At 71.4% G+C, this 24,530-nt stretch carries 18 protein-coding genes; 8 read left to right on the plus strand and 10 right to left on the minus strand.

Annotated elements, in window-relative coordinates:
- Window positions 1–4: 4 nt before the first annotated feature.
- The 3 genes from ACGFYP_RS00095 (at window position 5) to ACGFYP_RS00105 (ending at window position 4,991) form a co-directional block, all read left to right on the plus strand.
- Entirely contained in the window at window positions 5–1,372 is a 1,368-nt protein-coding gene (locus ACGFYP_RS00095; protein ID WP_393485003.1) for a ricin-type beta-trefoil lectin domain protein, read from the plus strand.
- Window positions 1,373–1,458: 86 nt separating this feature from the next.
- Window positions 1,459–3,720, plus strand: a complete 2,262-nt coding sequence (locus ACGFYP_RS00100; protein WP_393485004.1) for an RICIN domain-containing protein — start codon at window positions 1,459–1,461, stop codon at window positions 3,718–3,720.
- A gap of 38 nt (window positions 3,721–3,758) precedes the next feature.
- Window positions 3,759–4,991, plus strand: coding sequence for a ThuA domain-containing protein (locus tag ACGFYP_RS00105; RefSeq protein ID WP_393485973.1), 1,233 nt, complete (start codon window positions 3,759–3,761; stop codon window positions 4,989–4,991).
- Window positions 4,992–5,057: 66 nt separating this feature from the next.
- On the opposite strand, the gene ACGFYP_RS00110 is transcribed toward ACGFYP_RS00105, so the two are convergent.
- The 7 genes from ACGFYP_RS00110 to ACGFYP_RS00140 all read right to left on the minus strand — a co-directional run bounded on the left by ACGFYP_RS00110 (window position 5,058) and on the right by ACGFYP_RS00140 (window position 12,514).
- Window positions 5,058–5,705, minus strand: coding sequence for an alpha-ketoglutarate-dependent dioxygenase AlkB family protein (locus ACGFYP_RS00110; RefSeq protein WP_393485005.1), 648 nt, complete (start codon window positions 5,703–5,705; stop codon window positions 5,058–5,060).
- Window positions 5,706–5,766: 61 nt separating this feature from the next.
- A complete protein-coding gene (gene fabV, locus ACGFYP_RS00115; RefSeq protein WP_393485006.1) occupies window positions 5,767–6,972 on the minus strand; it encodes an enoyl-[acyl-carrier-protein] reductase FabV in 1,206 nt (401 codons plus the stop codon).
- A 141-nt stretch (window positions 6,973–7,113) separates the two neighbouring features.
- Window positions 7,114–7,650 (minus strand): AsnC family transcriptional regulator, encoded by a 537-nt coding sequence (locus tag ACGFYP_RS00120; protein WP_393485975.1) that lies wholly within the window; start codon window positions 7,648–7,650, stop codon window positions 7,114–7,116.
- Complete coding sequence (locus ACGFYP_RS00125) at window positions 7,545–8,537, minus strand: hypothetical protein (RefSeq protein ID WP_393485007.1); 993 nt, start codon at window positions 8,535–8,537, stop codon at window positions 7,545–7,547. The genes ACGFYP_RS00120 and ACGFYP_RS00125 overlap by 106 nt, the downstream gene beginning before the upstream one ends.
- Before the next feature lie 228 nt (window positions 8,538–8,765).
- The gene (locus tag ACGFYP_RS00130; protein WP_393485008.1) at window positions 8,766–10,178 is read right to left on the minus strand and encodes an amidase; all 1,413 of its coding nucleotides are present in this window, start codon (window positions 10,176–10,178) and stop codon (window positions 8,766–8,768) included.
- Between the two features lie 79 nt (window positions 10,179–10,257).
- The gene (locus ACGFYP_RS00135) at window positions 10,258–10,977 is read right to left on the minus strand and encodes a transcriptional regulator (RefSeq protein WP_393485009.1); all 720 of its coding nucleotides are present in this window, start codon (window positions 10,975–10,977) and stop codon (window positions 10,258–10,260) included.
- A 112-nt stretch (window positions 10,978–11,089) separates the two neighbouring features.
- Window positions 11,090–12,514, minus strand: coding sequence for a nucleobase:cation symporter-2 family protein (locus tag ACGFYP_RS00140; protein ID WP_393485010.1), 1,425 nt, complete (start codon window positions 12,512–12,514; stop codon window positions 11,090–11,092).
- A 536-nt stretch (window positions 12,515–13,050) separates the two neighbouring features.
- On the opposite strand from ACGFYP_RS00140, the gene ACGFYP_RS00145 reads away from it, so the two are divergent.
- From ACGFYP_RS00145 to ACGFYP_RS00155, 3 genes are read left to right on the plus strand one after another with little or no spacing between them, the layout of a single operon-like run.
- The gene (locus ACGFYP_RS00145) at window positions 13,051–13,878 is read left to right on the plus strand and encodes an FAD binding domain-containing protein (RefSeq protein WP_393485011.1); all 828 of its coding nucleotides are present in this window, start codon (window positions 13,051–13,053) and stop codon (window positions 13,876–13,878) included.
- Window positions 13,875–16,598, plus strand: a complete 2,724-nt coding sequence (locus ACGFYP_RS00150; protein ID WP_393485012.1) for a molybdopterin-dependent oxidoreductase — start codon at window positions 13,875–13,877, stop codon at window positions 16,596–16,598. The genes ACGFYP_RS00145 and ACGFYP_RS00150 overlap by 4 nt, the downstream gene beginning before the upstream one ends.
- 4 nt (window positions 16,599–16,602) lie before the next feature.
- Window positions 16,603–17,574 carry an antibiotic biosynthesis monooxygenase gene (locus ACGFYP_RS00155; protein ID WP_393485013.1) on the plus strand — a complete coding sequence of 324 codons (972 nt, stop codon included), beginning with the start codon at window positions 16,603–16,605 and terminating at the stop codon, window positions 17,572–17,574.
- 15 nt (window positions 17,575–17,589) lie between these two features.
- On the opposite strand, the gene ACGFYP_RS00160 is transcribed toward ACGFYP_RS00155, so the two are convergent.
- Together ACGFYP_RS00160 and ACGFYP_RS00165 are read right to left on the minus strand one after the other, a co-directional pair.
- Window positions 17,590–18,855, minus strand: coding sequence for an NAD(P)/FAD-dependent oxidoreductase (locus ACGFYP_RS00160; RefSeq protein WP_393485014.1), 1,266 nt, complete (start codon window positions 18,853–18,855; stop codon window positions 17,590–17,592).
- A 139-nt stretch (window positions 18,856–18,994) separates the two neighbouring features.
- Window positions 18,995–20,107: an ABC transporter substrate-binding protein gene (locus tag ACGFYP_RS00165; protein WP_393485015.1), complete on the minus strand. Its 1,113-nt coding sequence runs from the start codon at window positions 20,105–20,107 to the stop codon at window positions 18,995–18,997.
- 163 nt (window positions 20,108–20,270) lie between these two features.
- On the opposite strand from ACGFYP_RS00165, the gene ACGFYP_RS00170 reads away from it, so the two are divergent.
- Window positions 20,271–22,844 (plus strand): PQQ-binding-like beta-propeller repeat protein, encoded by a 2,574-nt coding sequence (locus ACGFYP_RS00170; protein WP_393485016.1) that lies wholly within the window; start codon window positions 20,271–20,273, stop codon window positions 22,842–22,844.
- Between the two features lie 162 nt (window positions 22,845–23,006).
- A complete protein-coding gene (locus tag ACGFYP_RS00175; protein ID WP_393485017.1) occupies window positions 23,007–23,351 on the plus strand; it encodes a YkvA family protein in 345 nt (114 codons plus the stop codon).
- On the opposite strand, the gene ACGFYP_RS00180 is transcribed toward ACGFYP_RS00175, so the two are convergent.
- Window positions 23,345–24,370: a multicopper oxidase domain-containing protein gene (locus ACGFYP_RS00180; RefSeq protein WP_393485018.1), complete on the minus strand. Its 1,026-nt coding sequence runs from the start codon at window positions 24,368–24,370 to the stop codon at window positions 23,345–23,347. The two genes, ACGFYP_RS00175 and ACGFYP_RS00180, sit on opposite strands and share 7 nt — an antisense overlap.
- Window positions 24,371–24,530: the final 160 nt, after the last annotated feature.

Consider the following 24,530-nt stretch of genomic DNA (forward strand, 5'->3'; position numbering starts at 1 on the left):
CCCCATGCACCGGATCCGCCTGCCACTCACCGTGGCGGCACTCGCTCTCGCCGCCGGTGGAATCACCGTCGCCACCGACGTCCCCGCCCAAGCCGCCGCCGGTAGCATCACCGGGATCGGGGGCAAGTGCGTCGACGTGGCGGGAGCCAACACGGCGAACGGCACCGCCGTTCAGCTCTACGACTGCAACGGCACCGCCGCCCAGACCTGGGACGTGGGCGCCGACGGCACCGTCAAGGCACTCGGCAAGTGCCTGGACGTGACCTCGGGCGGTACGGCGAACGGGACGACGCTGCAGCTCTGGGAGTGCAACGGCTCCGCCGCCCAGCGCTGGACGGTGACCGCGGCCCGCGACATCGTCAACCCGCAGGCGGACAAGTGCCTGGACGCCACCGGCAACAGCTCGGCCAACGGCACCCGGCTACAGATCTGGACCTGCACCGGTGCGGCGAACCAGAAGTGGACGGCTCCCCCGCCCGGCGGGACCGACCCGGGCCCCGGCGGCAACATGGCCGTGGCGCCGTACCTCTACAACGGCTGGGGCAGCCCGCCGAGCCCGACGACGGTCATGAACGCCACCGGCGTCAAGTGGTTCACGCTCGCCTTCGTCCTCAGCAACGGCTACTGCAACCCGCAGTGGGACGGCAGCCGTCCGCTCCTCGGAGGCGTCGACCAGCAGACGGTCAACACCGTCCGCGCGGCCGGCGGCGACGTCATACCCTCCTTCGGCGGGTGGAGCGGCAACAAGCTGGAGAGCTCCTGCTCCAGCGCCGGTGAACTCGCCGCCGCCTACCAGAAGGTCATCAACGCGTACGGCCTGAAGGCCATCGACATCGACATCGAGGCCGCGGCCTACGACAGCCCCACCGTCCAGCAGCGCACGGTGGACGCCCTGAAGACCGTCAGGGCCGACAACCCCGGCCTGAAGGTGTACATCACCTTCGGCACCGGCCAGAACGGCCCCGACACCAGCCTCGTCAACCGCGCCGCCGCGGCCGGTCTGACGGTCGACAGCTGGACCATCATGCCGTTCAACTTCGGCGGCAACGGACAGAACATGGGCACCCTGAGCGTCCGCGCGGCCGAAGGACTCAAGACCGCCGTGAAGAACGCGTACGGATACAGCGACGACCAGGCCTACCGCCACACCGGCATCTCCTCGATGAACGGCGTCACGGACGTCGGCGAGACCATCACCCAGGCCGACTTCCGCACGATCCTCGCCTACGCGCAGCAGCGCCACCTGGCCCGTCTCACCTTCTGGTCCGTCAACCGCGACCGGCCCTGCACCGGCGGCGGCGCCGACACCTGCTCGGGCATCGGCCAGCAGGCGTGGGAGTTCACCCGGATCCTCGCGGCCTACAACGGCTGACCCGCTCGACCACCGCACTCCCCGTACGACTTCTCCCCCGCGGCGCTCCCCCGTGCGCCACCTCCCCACCCCCCACCAAGGAGCCCATGCCCATGCCCCTCACCCCACGGAGCGCCGGACCCCGGCGCCCCGCCCGTGCCCGCCCGCGCCCCCACCGTCTCGGCGCGGTCCTGGCCGCCGGAGCGGTGGTCTGCTCGGCCCTGGTCGCCCTCTCCCCCGGCTCCTCCGGCACGGCCTCGGCCGCGCCCATGGCGGCCGCGGCCGAGGTCCCCACCGGCATCGTCACCGTCGTGAACTCCGGCAGCGGCAAGTGCCTCGACGCCCGCGCGGCCGCGACCGTCAACGGCACCGCCGTCCAGCAGTACGCGTGCAACGGCACCACCGCGCAGCAGTGGAACATCGCGACGACCTCGGACGGCCACGTCAGGATCGGCAGCCGCGCCGACTCCGCCCAGGTCGTCGACGTCAGCGACGTCTCCACCGCCGACAACGCCGCCGTCCACCTGTGGACGTACGGCGGCGGCCTCAACCAGCAGTGGCGGGCCGTCGACGAGGGAGGCGGGGCCTTCCATCTCGTCAACCGCAACAGCGGGAAGTGCCTGGACGTCCCCTCGGCCTCCACGGCCGACAGCGTGCAGCTCGTCCAGTACACCTGCAACGGCACGGCCGCCCAGCGCTTCCAGATCGCCCCCGTCAGCACCGCGCCCGGCGACGTCGACCTCGGCCCCAATGTCGTCGTCCTCGACCCGTCGATGCCCTCGGCGACCATCCAGAGCCGCCTCAACACGATCTTCCAGCGCCAGGAGACCAACCAGTTCGGGTCGGACCGGTACGCCGTCCTGTTCAAGCCGGGGACGTACAACAACGATGTCAACGTCGGCTTCTACACCCAGGTCCTCGGGCTCGGCCAGTCGCCCGACTCCGTGACGATCAACGGCGCCGTACACGTGGAGGCCGACTGGTTCCCGCCGCAGAACGCGACGCACAACTTCTGGCGCGGCGCGGAGAACCTCTCCGTCAACCCCACCGGCGGCACGGACCGTTGGGCCGTCTCCCAGGCCTCGGCGTACCGCCGGATGCATGTGCGCGGAAACCTGGAGCTGAGCGACGGCGGCTGGTCCAGCGGCGGTTTCATGGCCGACTCCAAGATCGACGGCCAGGTGCGCTCCGGCACCCAGCAGCAGTGGCTGACCCGCAACTCGCAGCTCGGCTCCTGGACGGGGTCGAACTGGAACATGGTCTTCGTCGGCAGCCAGGGCGTCCCCGGCACGAGCTTCCCCAACCCGCCGTACACGACCGTGGACCGCTCGCCCGTCGTACGGGAGAAGCCCTTCCTGACCGTGGACGCCACGGGCGCCTACAAGGTCGTCGTGCCCGCCACGCGCACCGACTCCACGGGCACCTCGTGGGCCTCCGGCGTCCCCGCCGGGACCCAGCTCGGCATGGAACGCTTCCACGTCGTGAAGCCGGGCGCGACCGCGGCCGAGATCAACGCCGCGCTCGCCGCGGGCAAGGACCTGCTGGTCACGCCCGGGGTGTACCACCTGAACCAGACCCTCCGGGTCACCCGCCCCGACACCGTGATCCTCGGCCTCGGTCTCGCCACCTTCATCCCCGACAACGGTGTCACCGCCATGACCGTCGCCGACGTCGACGGGGTGAAGATCGCGGGCGTCCTCTTCGACGCCGGCACCGTCAACTCGCCCACCCTGCTGGAGCTCGGCCCCGCCGGTTCGTCCGCCTCCCATGCGGCGAACCCGACCTCGCTCCACGACGTGTACTTCCGGGTCGGCGGCGCGGCCGTCGGCAAGGCCACGACCAGCCTGGTCGTCAACAGCGACCACGTCATCGGCGACCACCTGTGGGTCTGGCGCGCGGACCACGGCACCGGCGTCGGCTGGAACACCAACACGGCCGACACCGGGCTGATCGTCAACGGCGAGGACGTCACCATGTACGGCCTGTTCGTCGAGCACTACCAGAAGCACCAGACCGTCTGGAACGGCAACCGCGGCCGCACGTACTTCTACCAGAACGAGATGCCGTACGACCCGCCCAACCAGGCCGCCTGGATGAACGGCACGACCCAGGGCTACGCCGCCTACAAGGTCGCCGACTCCGTCACCAGCCACGAGGCGTACGGGCTCGGCAGCTACTGCTTCTTCAACGTCAACCCCGGCGTCGCCGCCGAGCGCGCCATCGAGGCCCCCAACCGTCCCGACGTCCGCTTCCGGAACATGGTCACCGTCTCCCTCGGCGGCACCGGCACGATCCGGCACGTCGTCAACGACCGGGGCGGTCCGTCCAACTCCTCCACCAACGTCGCGAACCTGGTGAGCTACCCGTGAACCGACTCCGCCTCAGCCTTCTCAGACTCCTCGGCCTCATGGCGCTGGTCCTCGGCGCCGGGAGCCTCCCCGCCCAAGCGGCCCCGGCCGCACCGGAGTTCCGGGTGATCGCGTTCTACAACGGCACCTGGGACGCGGCCCACATCGACTTCGTCAAGGAGGCCAACGACTGGTTCCCCCGCACCGCCGCCGCCCACAACTTCGGCTACACGGCGACCACCGACTGGAACCTCCTCGCCAACGGCGGCGTGGACGCGTACGACGTCGTCGTCTTCCTCGACGACGCCCCGCAGAGCGCCGCCCAACGCGCCGGATTCGAGCGGTACATACGGGGCGGCGGCGCGTGGCTCGGCTTCCACGTGTCGGCGTTCACCACGAACGCCTCGGGCTGGAACTGGTACTACAACCAGTTCCTGGGCAGCGGGAACTTCCGCTCCAACACCTGGGGCCCGACCACCGCCGTCGTACGCACCGAGAACGCGTCCCACCCCGCGGCGGCCGGCCTGCCCGCGACGTGGACCTCGGCCGTCAGCGAGTGGTACAGCTGGAGCAACAACCTGCGGTCCAACCCGTCCATCAAGGTGCTCGCCTCGGTCGATCCGGTCAGCTTCCCGCTGGGCACCGACCCGAACCAGTCCTGGTACAGCGGCGACTACCCCCTCGTGTGGACGAATACGCAGTACCGCATGCTGTACGCCAACTTCGGCCACAACGCGATGAACTACGACACCAACACCCGGCTCTCGTCCACCTTCGCCAGCCCCACCCAGAACCGCCTCCTGCTCGATGGCCTCAAGTGGCTCGCGGGCACCGGCGACACCACGCCGCCGGGGTCCTTCCCCGGGGACTCCTGGTACACGCTGGCCGCAGAGGCGAACGGTCTGTGCGTCGACGCGCGGGCGGCGGGCACGGCCAACGGCACGGCCGTCCAGCAGTACACCTGCAACGGCACCCAGGCCCAGCAGTTCCGCTTCACCGCGACGACGGACGGCTATATGCGCGTCGGGGTCCGCAACGCTCCCCAGCAGGTCGTCGACGTCGCCGACCGTTCGACCGCCGACGGCGCACCGCTGCAGCTGTGGTCGTACGCGGGCGGCGGCAACCAGCAGTGGCTGCCGGTGAGCGAACCCTCCGGCCGCTACCACTTCGTCGCCCGCCACAGCGGCAAGTGCCTCACCGCCGGCGGCACCACGGCGACCGGCGTCCAGCTCGTCCAACGCCCCTGTGACAACACCCCGTCACAGAGCTTCCGCCCGACCGCGATGCCCTAGCGGCCGTACGCCATCGGTCGCACACCGTAGGCCGCCGTACGCCGTCGGCCCCCGCACCAGGCCGCCTCAGCGCACTCCGCGCGGGCGGAACTGGACGCTGATGCGGGGGCCGACGGCGCGGCTCGTCTTGGGGACGGCATGCTCCCACGTGCGCTGGCACGAGCCGCCCATCACCACCAGGTCACCGTGGCCGAGCGGAAGGCGAACGGCCGTCGGGCCGCCGGAGCGGGGACGGAAGGCCAGGTCACGGGGGTCTCCGAGGGAGAGGATGGCGACCATCGTGTCCTGGGTGGCGGAGCGGCCGGTGCGGTCGCCGTGCCAGGCGACGCTGTCGCGACCGTCCCGGTAGAGGCAGAGGCCGGCGGTGACGAAGGGTTCGCCGAGCTCGGGGGCGTAGTGGGAGCCGAGGGCGTCCCGGGCTTCGGTGAGGACGGGGTGCGGGAGGGGGACGCCGTCGCCGTAGTGGGCCAGGAGCCGGGGTACGGCGACGACGTTGTCGTACATCGGCCGCTCCTCGGCCCGCCAGGGCACCCGCCCGACCAGCTCTTCGAACAGCGCGTCGGCGCCGTGCAGCCAGCCGGGAAGGTGGTCGATCCACGCACCGCCGTCCAGCACCGTCCGGCGGAGCCCGTCCAGCGGGCCGAACCGGATGTCCTCTCCCTGGTCGAACAGGGAGCCCTGGAGTCCGGGCAGGGCGGGTCGTGATGCCGTCATGGGTCCAGCGTAAACCAATAACCGAACACATGAACGAATCGACCGCGTCAGGCGTTGTCCGTCAGGCGTCGGACGGCCGCGGCGCGGGCCACGGGACGGTGGTCTCGGCCGCGCTCTCGTAGTCGACGCCGGGAACGTCCCAGCCGTAGAGCCGGCCGACCTCGTCGCGGAACCAACCGGTGTCCGCGCCGGTGGCGATGGTGTCGGCGTCGACCTGGTCCCAGGCGGCGCGCACGGCGGCCTGGACCTCGGGGTTCATCTCCCAGTCGTCCAGCCGGACGCGGTCCTGGTCGTCAAGGTGGAGTTCGACGTCACCGACGAGCTGGTTCCACAGGGCCGCCGCCTGGTCGACGGTCGTCCGCCAGCCTTCACCGGTGACGCGGTGGAGGATGCTGGTGTAGAGCGCGATGCTCGGGATGGCGGTGGAGGCCTGGGTGACGGCCGCGCCCGCGACGACGGTGTGGGCGTGGCCCGCGCCCTTGAGCTGGGTGTTGATGGCGCGGGCGGTGTCCTCCAGGTCCTGCTTGGCGGCGCCGATGGTTCCGGCCCGGTAGATGGGGGCGGTGATGTCGGATCCGACGTACGAGAGGGCGACGGTCCGGAAGCCGTCGGCGAGCAGGCCCTTGGACTGCAGGGCGTCGATCCACAGCTGCCAGTCCGCGCCGCCCATGACCTGCACGGTCGCGTCGCGCTCGGCCTCGTCCGCGGCCTGCAGGTGCAGCTCGCCGATCCGCGGGGCGCCGTCCTCGAACACGAGGGTCTTGGCCCGGTAGTCGGCGTCGAGCGGCTTGATGACGGAGTGGTGGACCTCGCCGGTCAGCGGGTCCGTACGGCGGGGGGCCGCGATGCTGTAGATGAGCAGGTCGATCGCGCCGAAGCGCGCGGCGATCCGGTCGGCGGCCTCGTCCTTGACGCCGTCGGAGAAGGCGTCGCCGTTGAGGAAGGTGAAGTCGGCGCCGACCTCGGCGGCGAGTTCGGCGGTCCGCGCGGTGCGGTACCAGCCCGCGCCCGCGGTGCGGCGCTCGGTCTCGGCGGCCTCGAAGGCGATGCCGAGTCCGCGCATCCGGTGGGCGCGCAGGCCGACCAGGGTCGCGGCGAGTCCGTATCCGGCGCTGGACCCTATGACGAGAGCGACGGGGCCGGGCCGGTCGTGGGCGGGGTCCGGTGTCTGCTGCCACATGCGGTCTACCACCTCTTGGCAGCCGTTCGGATGGCTGTTGACGTACAGATAGCCGCGGTTGCCGGGCTTGATCTCGCGGAGGGTCACTCGTGGGGTCCTTCGGGTGCGGGGATCGTGGCTTGCCGAGGGCGCGACGACCGGGCGGGGCGGTGCACGCCCCGGGTCTCGCTCCGGACGGGCCCTGCTCCCATCCTCGGCGAGCGCGCCCCGACCCGGTGATGGTGATCTTCACCAGAAGTGGCCGCGCATTCTTGTCGGTGTCCTATCCGGGCCCCGGCCGGCCCGGCAGGGTCCGGGCTCGACGGGCTGCCGGCGGCCGTCGTCGCTCTGGATGAAGAAGACCGCCTGGACGTCCAGGCCGACCTGGCAACGGTCGACGAGGGTGGCGTTCTCGGCTCCGCCGGTCAGCCGCAGCCGGTGCAGGCGACGTTGGGCCGTGGCGGCGGAGGTGTGCGTACGCGAGGCGAGCCGCGAGAAGCCCATGCGGCCGTCCGCGCCGAGGGCCTCGACGAGACGGTGCTCCTCTGTGTCGAGTCGCGGACCGGGCGCCAGGTTCGGATCACCGCAGGGGTGACGGAAGCCGCGTGACGTCGAACGGGCGGGAAGGGGCCGACTGACCCCTTCCCGCCCGTTCGACGTGTCAGGCGCGGACCGTCGTGTCAGGCGCTGTCCGACGCGCCGGCCGTCTTCGCGTAGCGCAGCAGGGACGAGCCGGCGAGTACGACCACGGCCACGGCGCTCAGCAGCGCGGCCGCCTTCGCCCAGGTGACCGTGAAGGCGAGGCCGCTGTTCACCAGATCGACCGTGCCGGCGCTCTCCAGCGCGTGGAGCACGATGACGCCGACGGCGAGTCCGGTGGCGGCGGCCCAGGCGATCAGGGTGTCCGCCACCGCGAGCCACAGGCCGCACAGCAGGCACAGCAGGGTGACGACCACGGACAGCATCTCCGCCTGGTCGCCCGCGCGCAGACCCGCGAGGTCCGTGGGCACATGGACGAGGCCACAGACGAGCATGGCGACCGCGCCGGGCCAGCGGAGGGCCGACCGCAGCCCCGAGGTGGCGGTGTGGCTGCCGGGACCCGCGGCCAGTGCGCCGTCCAGGGCCGACCACGACTCCGATCCTCGCGACTGCTTCGGGGAGGCGGCGACGGCATCCGCATCGGCCGCGTCCTTGCCGACCTTGCCCTCCTTGCCGGCCTTGCCCTGCTTGGCGTCCGCGCCGGCGGGCCGCCAGTCGCTGCCGTCGGTTCCGAGGATGTTGACGAGCGCCACGACGTCCTCGATGGGCCGCCCCACGGCCGCGGCGCGCAGCGTGGTCTCGGCCTGGTGGAGGTCGTACCCCGACGCGTTGAGCAGCGCGACGAGCTGCCGCACCTCGTCCAGGGGACGGGAGACGGCGGCCGCGCGGAGCGCCACGTCCGCGGGGCTGGACAGCTCTCCGGTCTCCTGGAGGCGGGCCACCAGCGAGGCGACCTCCGCCACCGGACGCTCGGTCGCCGCAGTCGACAGGAGGGTGCGTATCGCCTCGTCGCCGCTCTCGGACGCGTCGGGCGCCTCCGAGACGGCGGTCTGGGGGGAGGGCGCGGAGATGGGCCCGGCGTTACGTTCCCTGTCGTCTTCGGCCACGTTGCTGTTGAAAGGGTCGGGGGTCATGTCGCGGGCTCCGTTCGTGGAACATCCGGTAGGCGTCCACCGTGTCTGTCTCGTGAGCACAGAAAGCGCCCACTCGATTACCACTAGTGCGCACCTCGCGACACTGCGCCATCCGGGAACGGTCCTGATAGGCCAACAGAGCGAATATGACACCGGCCCGCGACACCGGCACCGGGACCGCCACCGACACCTACCTCTCCCCCACCGCCCCCGACCGCCGCGCCGCCCTCAGTCCTGAATGCGCCGGAACGGGTGCTCGACCTCCAGCGCGAACGCGGCCTCAAGCAGCGTCCGTTCGCTGCCGGGGCGGCCGGACAGCATGACGCCGACGGGCAGCCCGTCCTCGGTCGCGTGCGGGGTGGGCACTGAGATCGACGGTGTGCCGACGACGTTGTCGACGGGTGTGAACGCGACGTACGCGAGGATCCGTTCGATCAAGGTCGCGTAGGGAACGGTGGGCCCGAGGTGACCGATCGGGGGCGTGGTGTGGGCGAGTACCGGCGAGAGCAGGAGGTCGATCCCGCGGAACGAGGCCGCGTACGCCTCCTTCGTGCGCTTGAGCCTGCGCAGCACGGCCGGGGTGCGCCGCCAGTTCTGGAGGTACGTATCGCGTAGCCCGCGGCTGAGGCCGTCCATGCGGTGCCGGTCGAAGTCGGTGCCCAGGGTCCTGCCCGTGGCGCCTATGAGGAACGACAGCAGGCCCCAGTAGGTGAGGAAGTCGTCGGTGAAGCGGGGGTCGATCGCCGGCTCCACCGGCTCCACGGTGTGCCCGAGCCGCTCGAACGTCGCCACGGTCTCCGTGACGGCGGCCCGGGTGACGGTGTCGGAGGCGACACCGTTCGGCGAGTCCAGCAGGAACCCGATGCGCAACCGCCGCTGCGAGGGGCCATCGACCCGGCCCACGGGCGGCAGCTTGGGGTTGCGCCAGTACGTCTCGGCGGCGGCGAGGAACGCGGCGGTGTCCCGCACGGAACGGCTCACGATGCCGTCGGACACGATGTCGAGCGGCAGTTGACGGCTCTGGGCGTTCGCGAGGACCCGGCCGCGGGTCGGCTTGAGACCGACGAGACCGCAGCAGGCGGCGGGGATACGTATCGAGCCGCCGCCGTCGTTGGCGTGGGCGATCGGCACCGCGCCGGCGGCGACGAGCGCCGCGCTGCCGCCCGACGAACCACCCGCCGAGTACCCCGTGTTCCACGGGTTGCGCACGGGCTCTGCGCCTTCGTACTCGGTGGTCGGGCTGAAGCCGAACTCGGGCAGCCGGGTCTTGCCGAGCACCGTGACGCCGCTGCCGAGGAACTGCCGGACGACCGGCGCGTGCCGGCGGGCCGCCTTCGGCGTGAAGGCCGTGCTGCCGTGGCCGGTGGGCAGCCCCAGGTACTCGGTGTTGTCCTTGACGAAGGTCGGTACTCCGGCGAAGGCACCGCGCCCGCCGATGACGTCCGCCGGGACGTCGACGGACGTCTGGACGGCGTTGAGCTCCGCCTCGACCGCCCGCACCCGCTCCGCCGCGTCCCTGGCGACCTCGGCGGCGCCGACCTCTCCGCGCCGGATCGCCGCGGCGAGACCGACGGCGTCATGATCTCCCAGGGCGTCGTCCCGGAAGGCGTGCACCCTGGTCCGCTCCTCGAACGTCGTCACCGTTGCCTCAGCCCCCGCGTGTGAGTGGTTGTGCCCACATCATTGCTTACCGATGAGTAACACGCGAGGGGTTCACCGATCAGGGCGAGGGTCGCTCGTCGGGCGGCGCCTGGTCGACGCCGGCGAGGTGGAGGAATCGGTCGCTGAGGCCGTGCAGCCACTCGGCGCGTTCCGTCGCGATCTCCTTCAGCCGTGCGTGATCGTTGCGGGCGACGAGGTGGCCCATGTAGCGCTCGTTGAAGTGGGCGTACTCCTGGTGCAGGGTGCGCAGCGCCTGCGCGACTCCGCGCTCGGGTGCGCCGACGAGCCGCGCGAGCGGGGCGGTGTGGTGTTTCCAGCGGCCTTCGACGGCCTGGCGGAGCAGGCCGTCGAGTTCACCGGCCCGACCGATGACACCGAGCAGTTCGGCCGGTTCGAGGCCGAGGGCGTCCGCCAGGAAGAGGGTCTGTCGGTCTGTTCCGTTCCAGTGGTGGTCGTTCTCGGCGCGGGCGTACGCCTGCAGGTCCATGCCGATGCGCCGGGCCAGCCGTTCCGCGGTGAAGTGCCGGGCCAGGCGGTGCTCGCGCAGGGATCTCGGCCGCAGGTCCATGAGCTCCGGCACGGTGCACCACAGGGCGTCGGCCAGCGCGAAGAGTTCGGTCTCCGAGGGCGCCGCCGCCCCCGTCTCCCAGGACATGACGGTCTGCGGCAGGCGGCACACCCCCAACTGGGCCATGGCCGCCACGACCTGTTCCGGGGTCAGGCCGATGCGGAGACGGGCGGCCCGGGCCTGGGCGGGGGAGAACGGGGGGTGGGACACGTACGGATCACCTCGGTGGGCGGCTCCGCGGAGGGGTGGGCCCCGCGGAGCGGAAACGGGGTCAGCGGGCCCAGGCGGTCAGCGGGCCCAGACGGTCAGCGGGCCCAGGCTGTCAGCGGGCCGTGGCGGTCTGCGGACCTGCCCCGTCGTCGTACGCGGCGAGACCGTCCCAGTCGATGTCCTCCCGTTTGCGGCGGCGCTCGAACACATGGAAGAACAGGTTCAGCAGGACCGCCGTCAGCGTGCCGAGCGTGATTCCGCTGCCCAGGACGGCCCGCACCTCGGTGGGCATGCGCTCGAAGAAGGGCGCGACGGCGGTCGGGAGCATGGCGGCGCCCAGACTGGCGGCCAGGATGATGGAGTTGCGTTCCTCCCGCAGGTCGACCTTGCCGAGGATCTGGATGCCGACGGTGGCGACCATGCCGAACATCACGACGGCGGCCGCGCCGAGTACGGGGTGGGGTACGGAGGCCACGACGGCGCCGGCCTTCGGGACCAGGCCGAGGAGGATCATGAAGACGCCGGCCGCGACCACGACGAAGCGGCTGGTGACGCGGGAGATCCGGACCAGACCGATGTTCTCGGCGAACGCCACGTACGGGAAGGAGTTGAACACTCCGCCGAGCACGGTGGCGACGCCGTCGGCCCGCAGCGCCCGGCTGACCGTGTCGCCGTCGACCTTCCGTCCGGTGATCTCGCCCATGGCGTACACGTCGCCGGTGGTCTCCACCATGGTGATGAGCATGACGACGACCATCGCCATCATGGGGAAGATCGAGAAGTGCGGCAGTCCGTAGTGGAAGGGCGTGCTGACACCGAGCCAGTCGGCCTGGTCGACCGCCCCGAGCTCGACGTCGCCGAGCAGCCAGGCGGTGGCGGTTCCGCCCACGAGTCCGAGCAGCACGGCGACGCTGCGCAGGAACGGGCCGCCGAAGCGCACCACCAGCAGGATGAACAGGAGGGTCCCGCCCGCGTAGGCGAGGTTGACGGGGTCCCCGAAGCCGGGTCCGCCGACCAGCGACGACCCGCCGCCGACGTCCTGGAGGGCCACCGGGATGAGGACGATGCCGATGACCGTGAGGAGGGTGCCGGTGACGATCGGGGGGAAGTACGCGGTCAGCCGCCCGGCGAACGGGGCGAAGAGGAAGGCCGCGAGGCCGCCGGTGATCACGGCGCCGTACACCACGAGCAGCCCGGCGGTGCCGCCGCCCGCGCCCTGACCGATGGCGATCATGGGAGAGACGGCCGTGAAGGTCGCGCCCTGGACGAGCGGCAGCCTGGCCCCGATCCGCCAGAAGCCCCACGCCTGGATGATGGTGGCGATGCCCGCGGTGAACAGGTCGGCGTTGATGAGGTAGACGAGCTCCTGCCGGGAGAGCCCGAGGCTGTTGCCGAGGATGACCGGGACGAGCACGGCACCGGCGTAGAAGGCCAGGACGTGCTGGAATCCGTAGAGCGCGAGGGTGGGGAGCGGAAGGACCTCGTCCACCGGGTGCGCGGTGGTGCGGGGTCGTCGGCGCGAGGCCAGTGGTGCCATCTCTGCCTTGCCTTGAGGTAGGTGAATGAGAGGGGGCGCGACGCGGGTCGCGCGGGGAGCCTCGACGGGTCGTCCGGGCGGCCGCGCGGATCAGGCGGTTCACCGGCTGGCGGCACGGGGTTGCCGGTGCGCGGCCAGGCGTCCAGACATGGAGGCGTGGGGGTGCCGGGGCGAAACGGCCCGGGCCGGACCGATACTTGCCGACGGGCAGGGCTCCACGCAACCCCGTGGGCCATGCTTTCTTAAGCAACACCCTTCGGTAACTTTTGATTCGATGCCTTTGGATCGCCTCAAGTGCGGATTTCGTTGCCTGCGAGATCCTCGGGCGCGCCCTGACTTGGCGGGTCCCGGCTCTTCGGCGATATCCTGGCAGGGAGTCTCCGTAGCCAACGGTCCCTCGTCGAGAGGTCGACCGGGGTGGGTCACCTTCGGTGCTGCAGCGGGCATTTGGGCTGCGCGCCGCGCCCCGGCGCGCAGGCGGCGCCGTTCGGCATCCTCTCGCCACACGATCGTCGTCGTGAGGGAGATCAGCTCCCATGGATCTCAACACCGTCACCGAAGTCGTCCGGCGCCCGTCCGACCGGCCCGGTGGGGACTGGCGCGAGGGCGACGCCTGGCTCGCGGGCGGAACGTGGCTGTACTCGGTCGAGCAGCCGGAGCTGCGCCGTCTGATCGATCTGACGGCGCTGCGGTGGGATCCCCTCGTCCCGGGCGGCAGCGGCCTCGAGATCGGCGCCACCTGCACCATCCGCGAGCTGTACGCCTACGTGCCGCCGCGCGACTGGACCGCGGGCCCGCTCATCGCGCAGAGCTGTGAGGCGTTCCTGTCCTCGTTCAAGGTCTGGAACGCCGCGACCGTCGGCGGGAACATCTGCATGTCCCTGCCCGCGGGGCCGATGATCACCCTCACCGTCGCGCTCGAAGCCCGGTACGGCCTCGATGCGCCCGACGGCTCCGCGCGCACCGTGGACGCCCTCGATTTCGTGACCGGGGACCATCGGAACGTACTGACCCCCGGGGAACTCCTGCGCCGCATCGACATTCCGGTGCACGCCCTGAGGAAGCACACCGCGCACCGCCGCTTCGCGCTGACGCACCTCGGCCGCTCCACGGTCTTCCTCGTCGGCACGCGGACGCCGGGGCGGAACGACCTGATGCTCACGATCACCGCCGGCACCACCCGGCCGGTACGCCTCGCCTTCGACGCCATGCCGGATGCCGGAACCCTTCAGCAGAGCGTCGACGCCGTCCCGCACGACGTCTGGTTCGCCGATCCCAACGGGACCCCCGATCACCGTCGCCACCTGTCCAAGCACTTCGCCGAGGAGATCCGGAGCGAGCTGATGGCTGAGAGTCCGTCATGACGTACGCCGTGAACGGCGAGAGCTTCGACGCGGAGCCCCGACCCGGCCAGTGCCTGCGCACGTTCCTCCGCTCACTCGGCCACTTCGGCGTCAAGAAGGGGTGCGACGCGGGCGATTGCGGCGCCTGCACGGTGTGGTTGGACGGCGAACCGGTCCACAGCTGCATCACCCCCGCCTTCCGCGCCGAGGGTCGTCAGGTGACGACGATCGAAGGGCTCGGCTCCCCCGGCGATCTGCATCCGATGCAGCGGCAGTTCCGCGATGCCCCCGGGTTCCAGTGCGGATTCTGCACCGCCGGGATGATCATGACGTCGGCGACCTTCACGGAGGCTCAGAAGGCGGACCTGCCGCGCGCCCTGAAGGGCAACCTGTGCCGCTGCACCGGCTATCGCGGGATCGAGGACGCCGTCAAAGGCGTCGTGGGCATCGAGACGGCCGCGCCGGGAAAGGCCGTCGGAACGAGCGTCGGAGCTCCGGCGGCCAACGACGTGGTGACCGGTCGCGCCGAGTTCACCATGGACACCCACATCGAGGGGATGCTGCACCTCAAGGTGGTGCACTCACCGCACGCCCACGCCCGGATCGTCTCGATCGACAAGGCCCCCGCGCTCGCCGTTCCCGGCGTGCAGCGCGTCTACACCTGGGAGGACGCCCCGCGCAGACGCTTCACCACGGCCATCCACACCGACCATCTCGTCGATCCGGACGACACCTACGTCCTCGACGACACCGTCCGCTTCGTCGGCCAGCGGGTCGCCGCGGTCCTCGCGGACACGGTCGGGGCCGCGGAGGAGGGCTGCCGTCGGCTCGTCGTCGAGTACGAGGTGCTCCCGGCGGTGTTCGACCCCGAAGAGGCGATGGCCGAGGGCGCGCCGCAGCTGCACGGCGCGGAGCACGATCCGTTCGCCCGCGATCCCGTCCACAACATCCTCCTGGAGATCCACTCGGAGGTCGGTGACGTCGAGGCGGGGTTCGCCGAGGCCGATGTGATCCACCGGGGCACGTACGTCTCACCGCGCGTGCAGCACGCGCATCTGGAGACCCACGGCTCGATCGCGTGGATGGAGAACGGCAGGCTCAACGTCCGTACCAGTTCACAGTCGCCGTCGATCGCGAAGGTGAAGCTGGCCTATCTGTTCGCGCTCCGCCCGGACCAGCTCCGGGTGTTCTGCAAGCGGGTCGGCGGCGGCTTCGGCGGCAAACAGGAAGTGATCTCGGAGGATCTGGTCGCGCTCGCCACCCTGGACACCGGCCGGCCCGTCCAGTTCGAGTACACCCGCGAGGAGGAGTTCACGACGGCTTCGCCCCGCCATCCGATGGCGCTCACGGTCACGCTGGGGGCGAAGGCGGACGGCACGCTCACGGCGTTCCAGGTCCGCAACGTCTCGAACACGGGCGCCTACGGCAACCACGGCGGCGAGACGCTGTACGCGGGCGGCGCGGCGGTCATGCAGTACCGCTGCCCCCACAAGAAGTACGACGCGTACTCCGTCTACACGAACACCGTGCCGAGCGGAGCGCTGCGCGGATACGGGATGACGCAGCCGGCGTTCGCCGTGGAATCGGCCATGGACGAACTGGCGCGCGCCCTGCACATCGATCCGTTCGAGCTGCGCCGACGCAACATCGTACGACCGGGCGACCCACTCGTGGCCATGCACGACGGACCGGACGACGTGATGTTCACCGAGGACGGACTCGGCCGCTGCATCGACCTCGTGGACGCGGCGATGGCCCGTACGGCCGGACAGCAGTCCCCCGGGCCGGAGTGGACCGTGGGGAGCGGCGTGGCGAGTTCCCTGCACGAGACCGCTCCCCCCACCGAGCACATCTCCGAGGCATGGGTCACGCTCGGCGACGACCTCGTCTACGAACTGGCCGTCGGTACGGTCGAGTTCGGGGAGGGGACGTCGACCGCTCATGTCCAGATCGCGGCCCAGCAGCTGGGCACGACGCCCTCGCGCATTCGACTCGTGCAGTCCGACACCGACCGCACCGGGTTCGACACCGGGGCCTTCGCGAGTGCGGGTCTCTTCGTGTCGGGCAACGCGGTCCTGCGCGCGGCCAGCGCCGTACGCGACCGCATCCTGGAATTCGCCGCCGCCCACACCGGGGTCCATCTCGTCATGTGCTCGATGGACGATGACGGTGTCGTCTGCGGCGACCGCCGCGTCTCGCTGGCCGAGCTCGTCGCCCTGGCCCGAGCACGCGGCATCCGCTTCACCGCCGCCCGCAAGGCGTACGGATCACCCCGGAGCGTCACCTCCAACGCGCAGGGGTTCCGCATCGCCGTCCACCGGGTGACGGGTGAGATGCGCGTCCTGTACAGCGTCCAGGCGACCGACGCCGCGGTGGTCATCAACCCCGCGCAGGTCCGGGGGCAGGTGGAAGGCGGTGTCGCCCAGGGAATCGGCTTCGCGTTGACCGAGAACTTCCAGGTCGACGAGGACGGCGTCATGGTCAACCCCAACCTCCGCAACTACCGCATCCCCACCTACGCCGACACCCCCAGGACCGACGTGCTCCTGGTGGACTCGACGGACTCCTACGGGCCGATGCGGGCGAAGGGGATGGCGGAATGCTGCATCAATCCGGTGGCACCCGCGCTGGCGAACGCGCTCCACGACGCCACGGGCGTCCGCCACCGCGCGCTGCCCCTGACTCCGGAACGCATCTACAGCCGGCTGAACGAGAGTCGGTCGGCGCAGTCGGCGGCCTGAGCACATGACCACCAAGAGGTTCGAAGACACCGCGGCGACGGCGATCATCGGCCAGAAGGTCCTCCCGGGAGCGGAGCGGGAGTACGAGATGTGGCAGGAGGACGTCAACGCGGCCGCCGCCCACTACGCCGGATTCCTGGGCGCGGAGAGCTCCCCGCCGACGCCCCTGCAGCCCGACTGGGTCGTCGTCTACCGGTTCGACTCGATCGCCCATCTGCAGGCGTGGATCAACAGCGCGACCCGGCAGAGCTTCCTCGACAGCGGACGGAAGTACTTCGACGGCCCCGCGACCCAGCAGGTGGTCAGCGGCGGTACGGAACCGACGGATCCGCTGGTGACCGTGGTGGTCACGCACCGCGTCCATCCGCACAGCGTCGACGACTTCCTCGCATGGCAGCGCCGCATGACCCAGGAGGAGAGCAGATTCGAGGGCTTCCGCGGGACCGAGCTCTTCCGTCCGATCGAGGGGCTCCAGGACGAATGGACCACGCTGTACCGGTACGACAACGCGGAGCACCTGGACGCCTGGCTGATGTCGGCCGAACGGCAGGAGCTGCTCGCGGAGGGCAAGCGGTTCGACGACTACAAACTGCGGACGATCGACAACTCCTTCGGCAGCTGGTTCGCCTTCGAGGAGAACGGCAAGGACGCCCCTCCGCCCTCGGAGACCAAGACGTCCATCGCGGTCTGGGTCGGTCTGTACCCGACCGTCGTGCTGCTCTCGCTCGCGCTCCACCCGGTGGGGATGCCGTTCTGGCTCGGGCTGCTCGTGGGCAATCTGCTGTCGAGCTTCCTCATGAGCTTCGTGACGATGCCCCACTACGTGAACCGACTGCTCGGGCGCTGGCTGCGGCCGCCACCCGAGGAGTCGCGGACGCGGACCCATCTGATCGGCCTCGGAATCGTCACCGTGGTGATGGCCTTCTGGGCGGGTCTCTTCTACCTCATCACCACCCAGATCTGGACGCTCCCTTGAGTACAGGAGCGCGGCTCAACCTGCGGGTGGCGCGGCCGGCTCGCGGTGCTTGATGTTGACGGCCGAGGCCTTCGCCACCGCCACGGGGTTCAGGAACCTCAGCGGACCGATCAGGCGTTGAGAGAACCGATGCATGTGCCGCGCCAGCGATGCGTCGCGCGCCGCCGCCGAGAACATCAGCCGTTCCATGGGGTTGAACGGACGGGACGTGGCGAAGTCGGCGGCCAGGTACTGGTGGCCGAGCAGTCGGCGCCGGTGGACGCGTCCGTACCGCGCGAGCGCCCTGTCGAGGTCGCCCTGACCGGTCGCGGCCGAGGCGACCGCCTCCGTCAGCCACTGGGCGGACTCGAGGGCCCACCCGCATCCCACTCCCCACAGCGGGTCGCCGGTCAGCGCCGCGTCGCCGATGAGCGCGATGCCCGATGCGGTCGGCCTGCGCGTGTGCAGCGGGTGGTCGACCATGCCGATGATCTTCGTGATGCGCTCGGCGGAGTCGATGGGCGGCGCCTCGGGCAGGGCGCGGACGAAGGCGGAGAAGCTGCCCTCCAGGTCTTCCCGGAAGGCCGGCAGCCGCTTCTTGTCCGGAACCACCGTGAGGACCGTCACGCCGTCGTCGTTGGGGAAGGCGTACGCCATGTCGGGCTCGAGGAACCAGGTGTGGATGATCCCGTCGCGCAGCGGCAGGTTGCGGAAGTGCGCGAGGTAGGCGAACCGCGCGTTCTCGTACTGCCGCGTGGGCACCCCGGCGGCCTTCGCCACGGCCGAGTCCTTGCCGTCGGCGCCGACCACCAGACGGGCCCGGATCTCACGCTCGCCCTGGGGCGTCGACGCGCGCACCCCGACGGTTCGCCCGGCTTCCTGGACGAGGCCCGTCACCTTGTGGCCGAGGAGCAGATCGACGCCAGGGGTCTCGGCCGCCCTGGACCTGATCAACGGATCGAGGGTGCTGCGCCGTATGTTGTACGCGTACGGCAGCTCGGGGCCGCCGGGCGCGGGCCTGGGCTCTATCCATCCCCAACGGGTGTACCAGCGGGCGTCGTTGCGGACGGCCCCCGCCTTCTCGATGGCGGGCACGAGGCCCAGTTCGTCGAGGACCGGGTAGGCGTTGGCGGTGATGGAGTGGGTGCACAGCACCTTGTACGCCTCGGGGTCCGAGCGGCGTTCCAGCAGGGCGACGCGGACACCGCGTCGAGCGAGCAGGGTCGCCGCGGCGCTGCCGGCGAGGCTGGCTCCGGCGATCACGACGTCGTAGTCGTGTCCCGTGCTCTCAGGCCTGGTCATGAGCTGATCGCTCCCTTCGTGGCGTGGTGCCGTTCGTCGGGGTGGTGCGGTGCCAGAGCTGTCAGGCGCATGACCAACTGTAGAGAGTCGCGGCTCGACTGACGTGTGATCGGGTTGTTTCCCGGGCCTCCGTGATCTCTCAGCCGGCGTGGAGGGGCCGAAAACGATCGGGGTCCGTCGGGTCACGATCGACGACCTGGATCGGTGCCCACGTCCACTGCCATACGCCGATGCCCGGCGTGCGGGAGAACCTGATGGGCCCTCGGGTGCCCTCGACCGCCGCCTTCGGCCACGCCTGGGCGATCGTCGTACGGTCCGTGCCGTGGGAACGCAGCACCTCGGCGAGGACGGTGACGGCGTCCCAGCCCTCGAAGGCGACGAAGGAGGGCGCTTCGCCCAGCCGCTCGCGGAGCTCCTTCCGGACGCGTTCCCCGAGCGGACCGAAACGCTCGGGCAGGTAGCGCAGGAAGGGGATCCCGGCGCCCTCCGGGCCAAGCGCCGCGGCCCACTCGCCGAACTCCGGTTGTCCGGCCGGGGCGCCGATCAGGAGGTCCGCGAGCCGGCGGTCGCCCCGGACGGCCCTGACGATCGGGACCGCGGGCTCCGGATGGCCGACCAGCAGGAGGAGCGCCGTCGCGCCGTGCTCGACGAGCGCGTCGCAGAGGGCCTCCGGGCCGAGCGCGTGCGCGTCGAGTTCGACGACGGTGCCGCCCCGGGAAGCGAGGTGGTCCCGCAGGACGCGGGTCCCGGACGCCCAGTAGACGCTCGGCTGCGTGGCCACCGCGATCCGGCGCCGGCCCTCTCCGAGCAGGAAGTCCGCGTAGATCCGCCAGCCGCGCGACTGGGCCGGGGCCAGGCGCGCGACCCACTCCGTGGGTTCCTCGGTGAGCGCGTCGAGCACCGCGGACGAGCAGAGGAACGGCGCGCCGAGGGCGTCGGCCCGAGCGGCGGCGGCGCGGGCGACGACGCTGTGGTACTCGCCCACCACGGCGGCCACGCCCAGGCCGGCCAGTTCGTCCACGGCCGCCGCGGCGCGCTCCGGATCGGCGGCGGTGTCCCGGACCAGCAGCTCCAGTGGCCTGCCGTCGATCCCGCCGGCGTCGTTGACCTCGCGGACGGCCAGGTCGAGTCCGGCGAGCAGGTGTCGCCCCGCCTCGGCCCAGCCGGGCCGCGTGAGGGGGACGAGAGCGCCCAGGAGTACGGACGGCCCGTCGGTGTGCTCGGCTGCCTGGCCCCAGGCTCGGGCGGTCATGCCGGTCATTGGATCCACGACCCTGACGACGAGGCAAGCGATTTGGGGCTGTCCGGCCCTGATCCGCCGGTCAGCCCCTGGTTGTCCGACGCCGCCTCCGTGCGCCTCGTCAGGGTCGGGATAGGGTGCCGCCGACGAAACGTACACGGGGGCGGGGCAGCACATGACACTGCGGGACGGGGATCCGCGGGCGATCGGCGGGTACGCCCTGATCGCCCGGCTGGGGTCCGGCGGGATGGGGACGGTGTACTCGGGGCGGGCCGCCTCGGGGCGGCTGGTCGCGGTGAAGCTGGTCCATCAGCAGTTCGCCGACGACCCGGAGTTCCGGATCCGGTTCCGGCAGGAGGTGGCGGCCGCTCGGCGCGTGAGCGGGGCCTTCACCGCCGCGGTGGTCGATGCCGACCCGGAGGCGGAGCGGCCCTGGATGGCCACCGAGCTGGTGCCCGGGCGGACGTTGGGCGCGCGCGTGAAGGCCGAGGGGCCCTTGCGTGGGCCCGCGCTGCGGGTGCTCGCGCTGGGACTTGTCGAGGCGCTGCGCGAACTGCACACCACCGGGGTGATCCACCGTGACCTGAAGCCGGACAACGTCCTCCTGACGGACGCCGGGCCGCGGGTCATCGACTTCGGGATCTCGCGGGCGGCGGGGCAGCAGACACTGACCTCGACCGGGCAGATCCTGGGGACGCCGCCGTACATGTCGCCGGAGCAGCTGTCGACTCCGGCACGGGTACGGGCGTCCTCGGACGTGTTCTCGCTGGGGTCGGTACTGGCGTTCGCGGCGACCGGCCGGGGGCCCTTCGACGCGGACTCGCACTACATGACGGCCTACCGCGTGGTGTCGGAGGCGCCGGACATCCGGGCGCTGACCGATTCGCTGCGGGACGTGGTCGGAGCCTGCCTGGCCAAGGAGGCGGAGGCCCGGCCGGGACCGGACGAGTTGCTGGCCACGCTGGTGAAGATCCCGGCGGACGACTGGGAGACGCCGGTCCGCGAGGGCGAGGAGCCGGGCGAGGACGCCGTCGGCCTGTCCGAGACCGGGACCGGCTCGCGGGACACCGCGGCCGGTGCCGCCGGGGCGGCCCGCGCCGCCCGGGTCCGTCCGGCGGAGTCCGAGGCCGAGGGTGAAGCGGAGGGTGAGCCGGCGGACGCCGGCCTGACGTCCGGCGGCCTGAAGTCCGGCGGCCCGGCAGGCCCGGCCACGTCCGGCGGGGGCGACGCAGCCGGTGGCGCGCCGGGATCGGCCGCCGCAGAAGGCGCGGGGCAGTCGGACGGAGTCGCAAACGGGTCGCTCGCCGGAGGTTCCGAGCCGCCGACGGGGCCCGTCGGCGAGGCGACGGCCGTGCGGCGTCGACGGTCCCGGCGGCGCTCCCTCCTCGCCGCGGCGCTCGCGGCTTCCCTCCTTGCCGGCGGCGGGGTCTACCTGCGGTTCTCCGCCGACGCTGCGAAGGACGACCCGAAGGCCCCTCGGGCCTCCGCCGGCCCGTCCGGGACCCCCAGCGGCTCCGCCCGTCCGCCCGCCCGGCCCGCGGTCACCGGGACCCTCGCCCCGTACGTGGCCACCGACGGCGGCAGCCCGGGCGGCAGTCGCGCCTACGCGGACCCGCGCGCCCGGCGCCCCGCCGACTGGCGTGCCTGGAACGGCGGGAACGACATGGGGTCCTGCGTGTACGCGGACTCCTCGCTGGTGTGTACGGCACCCGCCCCCGAAGCCGGTTCGGACGACACGCTCCAACGGTTCGACGCGGCGACCGGCGAGCACCTGTGGGGACAGCTGCTCCAGGACGTCGTGGACGGGCAGAGCCCGCTGGTGGCCCCCGGGGCGGTCACCGGAACGCACACGGTGATCGTGCTCGGCAGGGAGGGATTCACCGCCCACGACCTCGCCGACGGCGCCCCCCGGTGGGAGTTCCGTACCAAGGAGAGGCTCCGGCGGCCGGTCCTCGACGCGGACGGCAGCCGGGTGTTCGCGGTCGACGCGTCCGGCAGGGTCACCGCCCTGGAGACCCGGTACGGGAAGGTCCTGTGGCAGCAGACGGTGTCCGGCTCCGAGGCCGGCCACCCGGCGCTGCGGGTGGCCGCGGACCGGGTCTACGTACAAGGGCGGTCCCAGAACCCCGACACGGGGGTCCAGAGCTTCGTGACCGCCCTCGACGGGGCCACCGGGAAGAAGCTCCCGTTCGGGACCCCCGAGGACGGCACCCGGTTCGCCATGCCCGGACGGTGCGAGACGCGCGGGCTCGCGCTGGCCCAGGACGAGTTCGACGGGACCGTCTTCCTGTGCAACAACGAGGACGGGAAGGGTGTGCTGCGCGGTGATCCGGGGAGGCGGCGGACCATGGTCGTCCCCCACGGCGGGACGACGCTGTCCGGACCTGCCGCGGCCGGGGGCAGGCTGTACGTGATGGCGACCACGCCGGCCGGCGCACCGACCTTCATGGAACTCGACCAGCAGTCCGGCGGAGCCGTCTGGCAAGCTCCCCTGGCCGAGGAGTGCGCCGACCCGGAGCGCCCTCGGACGGCGAACGCGGTGGTGGTGACCGACGGCCTCGCGTACGTGCGGTGCCGCACCTCGGGCGTGGTGATCGACCTGGCCTCCCGCAAGCAGACCGGCCGGTTCACCGTCCCTGGCGGCGTCCGCACCGACCCGGACGGCCCGTCCGGCTTCCTGGTCGTGGGCGGGATCGTCTTCACCCCGACCTCCAAGGGCTGGTCGGCCGTCGAACCGGCCCGGGTCTAGGGTCTAGGACACCCACGCACCGTGAGGCCGGGCCCGCGCAAGCCCGCACACGCTCACGCGGGCCAGGCCGTACCCTTCGATGACGGTACGAAAGCCGCCTCCGCGCCCGGAATCATCCGATCGCGGAGCCGGCTTCCACGACGTGACGGGTAGGAGAGCAGCATGGACGGCGCCCTCTGGCTCACCGTGGCCGTGGTACTCCTGCTCGCGGTGGCCGGGGTCGCGGCCGTGCTGCTCGTACGCGTCTTCCGGGCTCGCAGGCTGCTGGTGGACGCCGGCGTCCCCTTGCAGTCCAAGGCCCTGTTCTGGGCGGCGGTGGTCTACACGGTCTCGCCGATCGACCTGATTCCCGACCCGGTCTACCTGGACGACATCGGCGTACTCCTGGTGGCCCTCAAGGCACTGCACTCGGCGGCGGCCAGGAGCGGGGCGGGCGGGAAGGGGCTGCCCGCGGCTTCGGAGACCCCGATCCGCGATGGCGGTCCTGCGGGGGCGCCGCCTCAGTGATGATGGGCACCGCCTGAGGTCTCCGCCGCCGGTTTCCCTATCTCCGCCCCCGCGCCGTGGGTTCCGTGGTCTCCGTGGCCAGGGACCGTTCCGTCCGGCTTCGCCACCAGGAAGAGGCCGGCCATGCCCATGTCGGAGTGGCTCTGGACGTGGCAGTGGTACATCCAGGCGCCGGCCCCGACGTGCTCCCCCGCGATGATCTGGAACCCGAAGGAGTCCGCGGGGCCGGTGATCTTGTTGTCGATGACCCGGCTCACGTCGTCCGGCCCTGCCAGGAGCCCGGTGCGGTTGTCCGCCCAGCGGTGACCGTGCATGTGGAACGTGTGGTAGTACTCGCCGTGCGTGATCATGACGATCTCCACCCGATCACCCACCGTGGCGAGGAAGTTGGGCGGATCGGCGGCCGGCCGGTTGTTGATCGTCATGTCGTTGAAGACGATGGTGAACTGCTTGTCCGGGAGGATGTCGCCCTTGCGGCGCACCACCAGGGCGCCGTACAGGCCCTTGCGGATACCTCCCGTGCCGTGGTCCGTGCCGACGACGTGGTCGTGGTAGTGCCAGTACCCCGCACTGCCGGGACGCCAGGTGCCGTCGGGGCGGCGGCCCGGGGCGTGGGTACGCCAGGTGTATGTGCGGGTGGCGCCCGGTTCGACGTGGCTTCCGCTCATCCTCGTACCGTCGTTGGCGATGTCGTAGTCCACGCCGTGCGGGTGGAGGCTGACGGGCACGTCCATCAGGTTCTCGAACTCGATGTGGAGGGTGTCGCCCTCGTTCATCTCGATCGGCGGTCCCGGCACGGTGGCCTTGCCCTTCTCCAGGCCGTACGCCATCCGTCCGTCGGCCAACTTCTCGGCGTACAGCTTGAGATGGCGTATCTGGCCGCCCGCGGGGGCAGTTCTCGGTGTGGCGGCCGTGCCGGGTGCGGCACTTGAGGCGGAGGTGAGTGACAACGATGTCACGCCGGTCGCGGCGACGGCCCCGCCCGCGAGCAGGCGACGGTTGAAGCTGCGTCTGTCCATGTCGAACTCTCCGGTCTTCGTTGGAGATTGACGGGTGCGGAGCCCCTGGGGACGGCCCACACGGTAGCGGGACGGCTGTCGTTTATCCACATCCAGGACAAAGTCGGTCCGGTTGCGGTCATAGCCCTTGGCGAACCGCGCAAAGAGGTCTAGCTTCAAC

Source organism: Streptomyces sp. NPDC048370 (assembly GCF_043200825.1).
GTDB lineage: Bacteria > Actinomycetota > Actinomycetes > Streptomycetales > Streptomycetaceae > Streptomyces.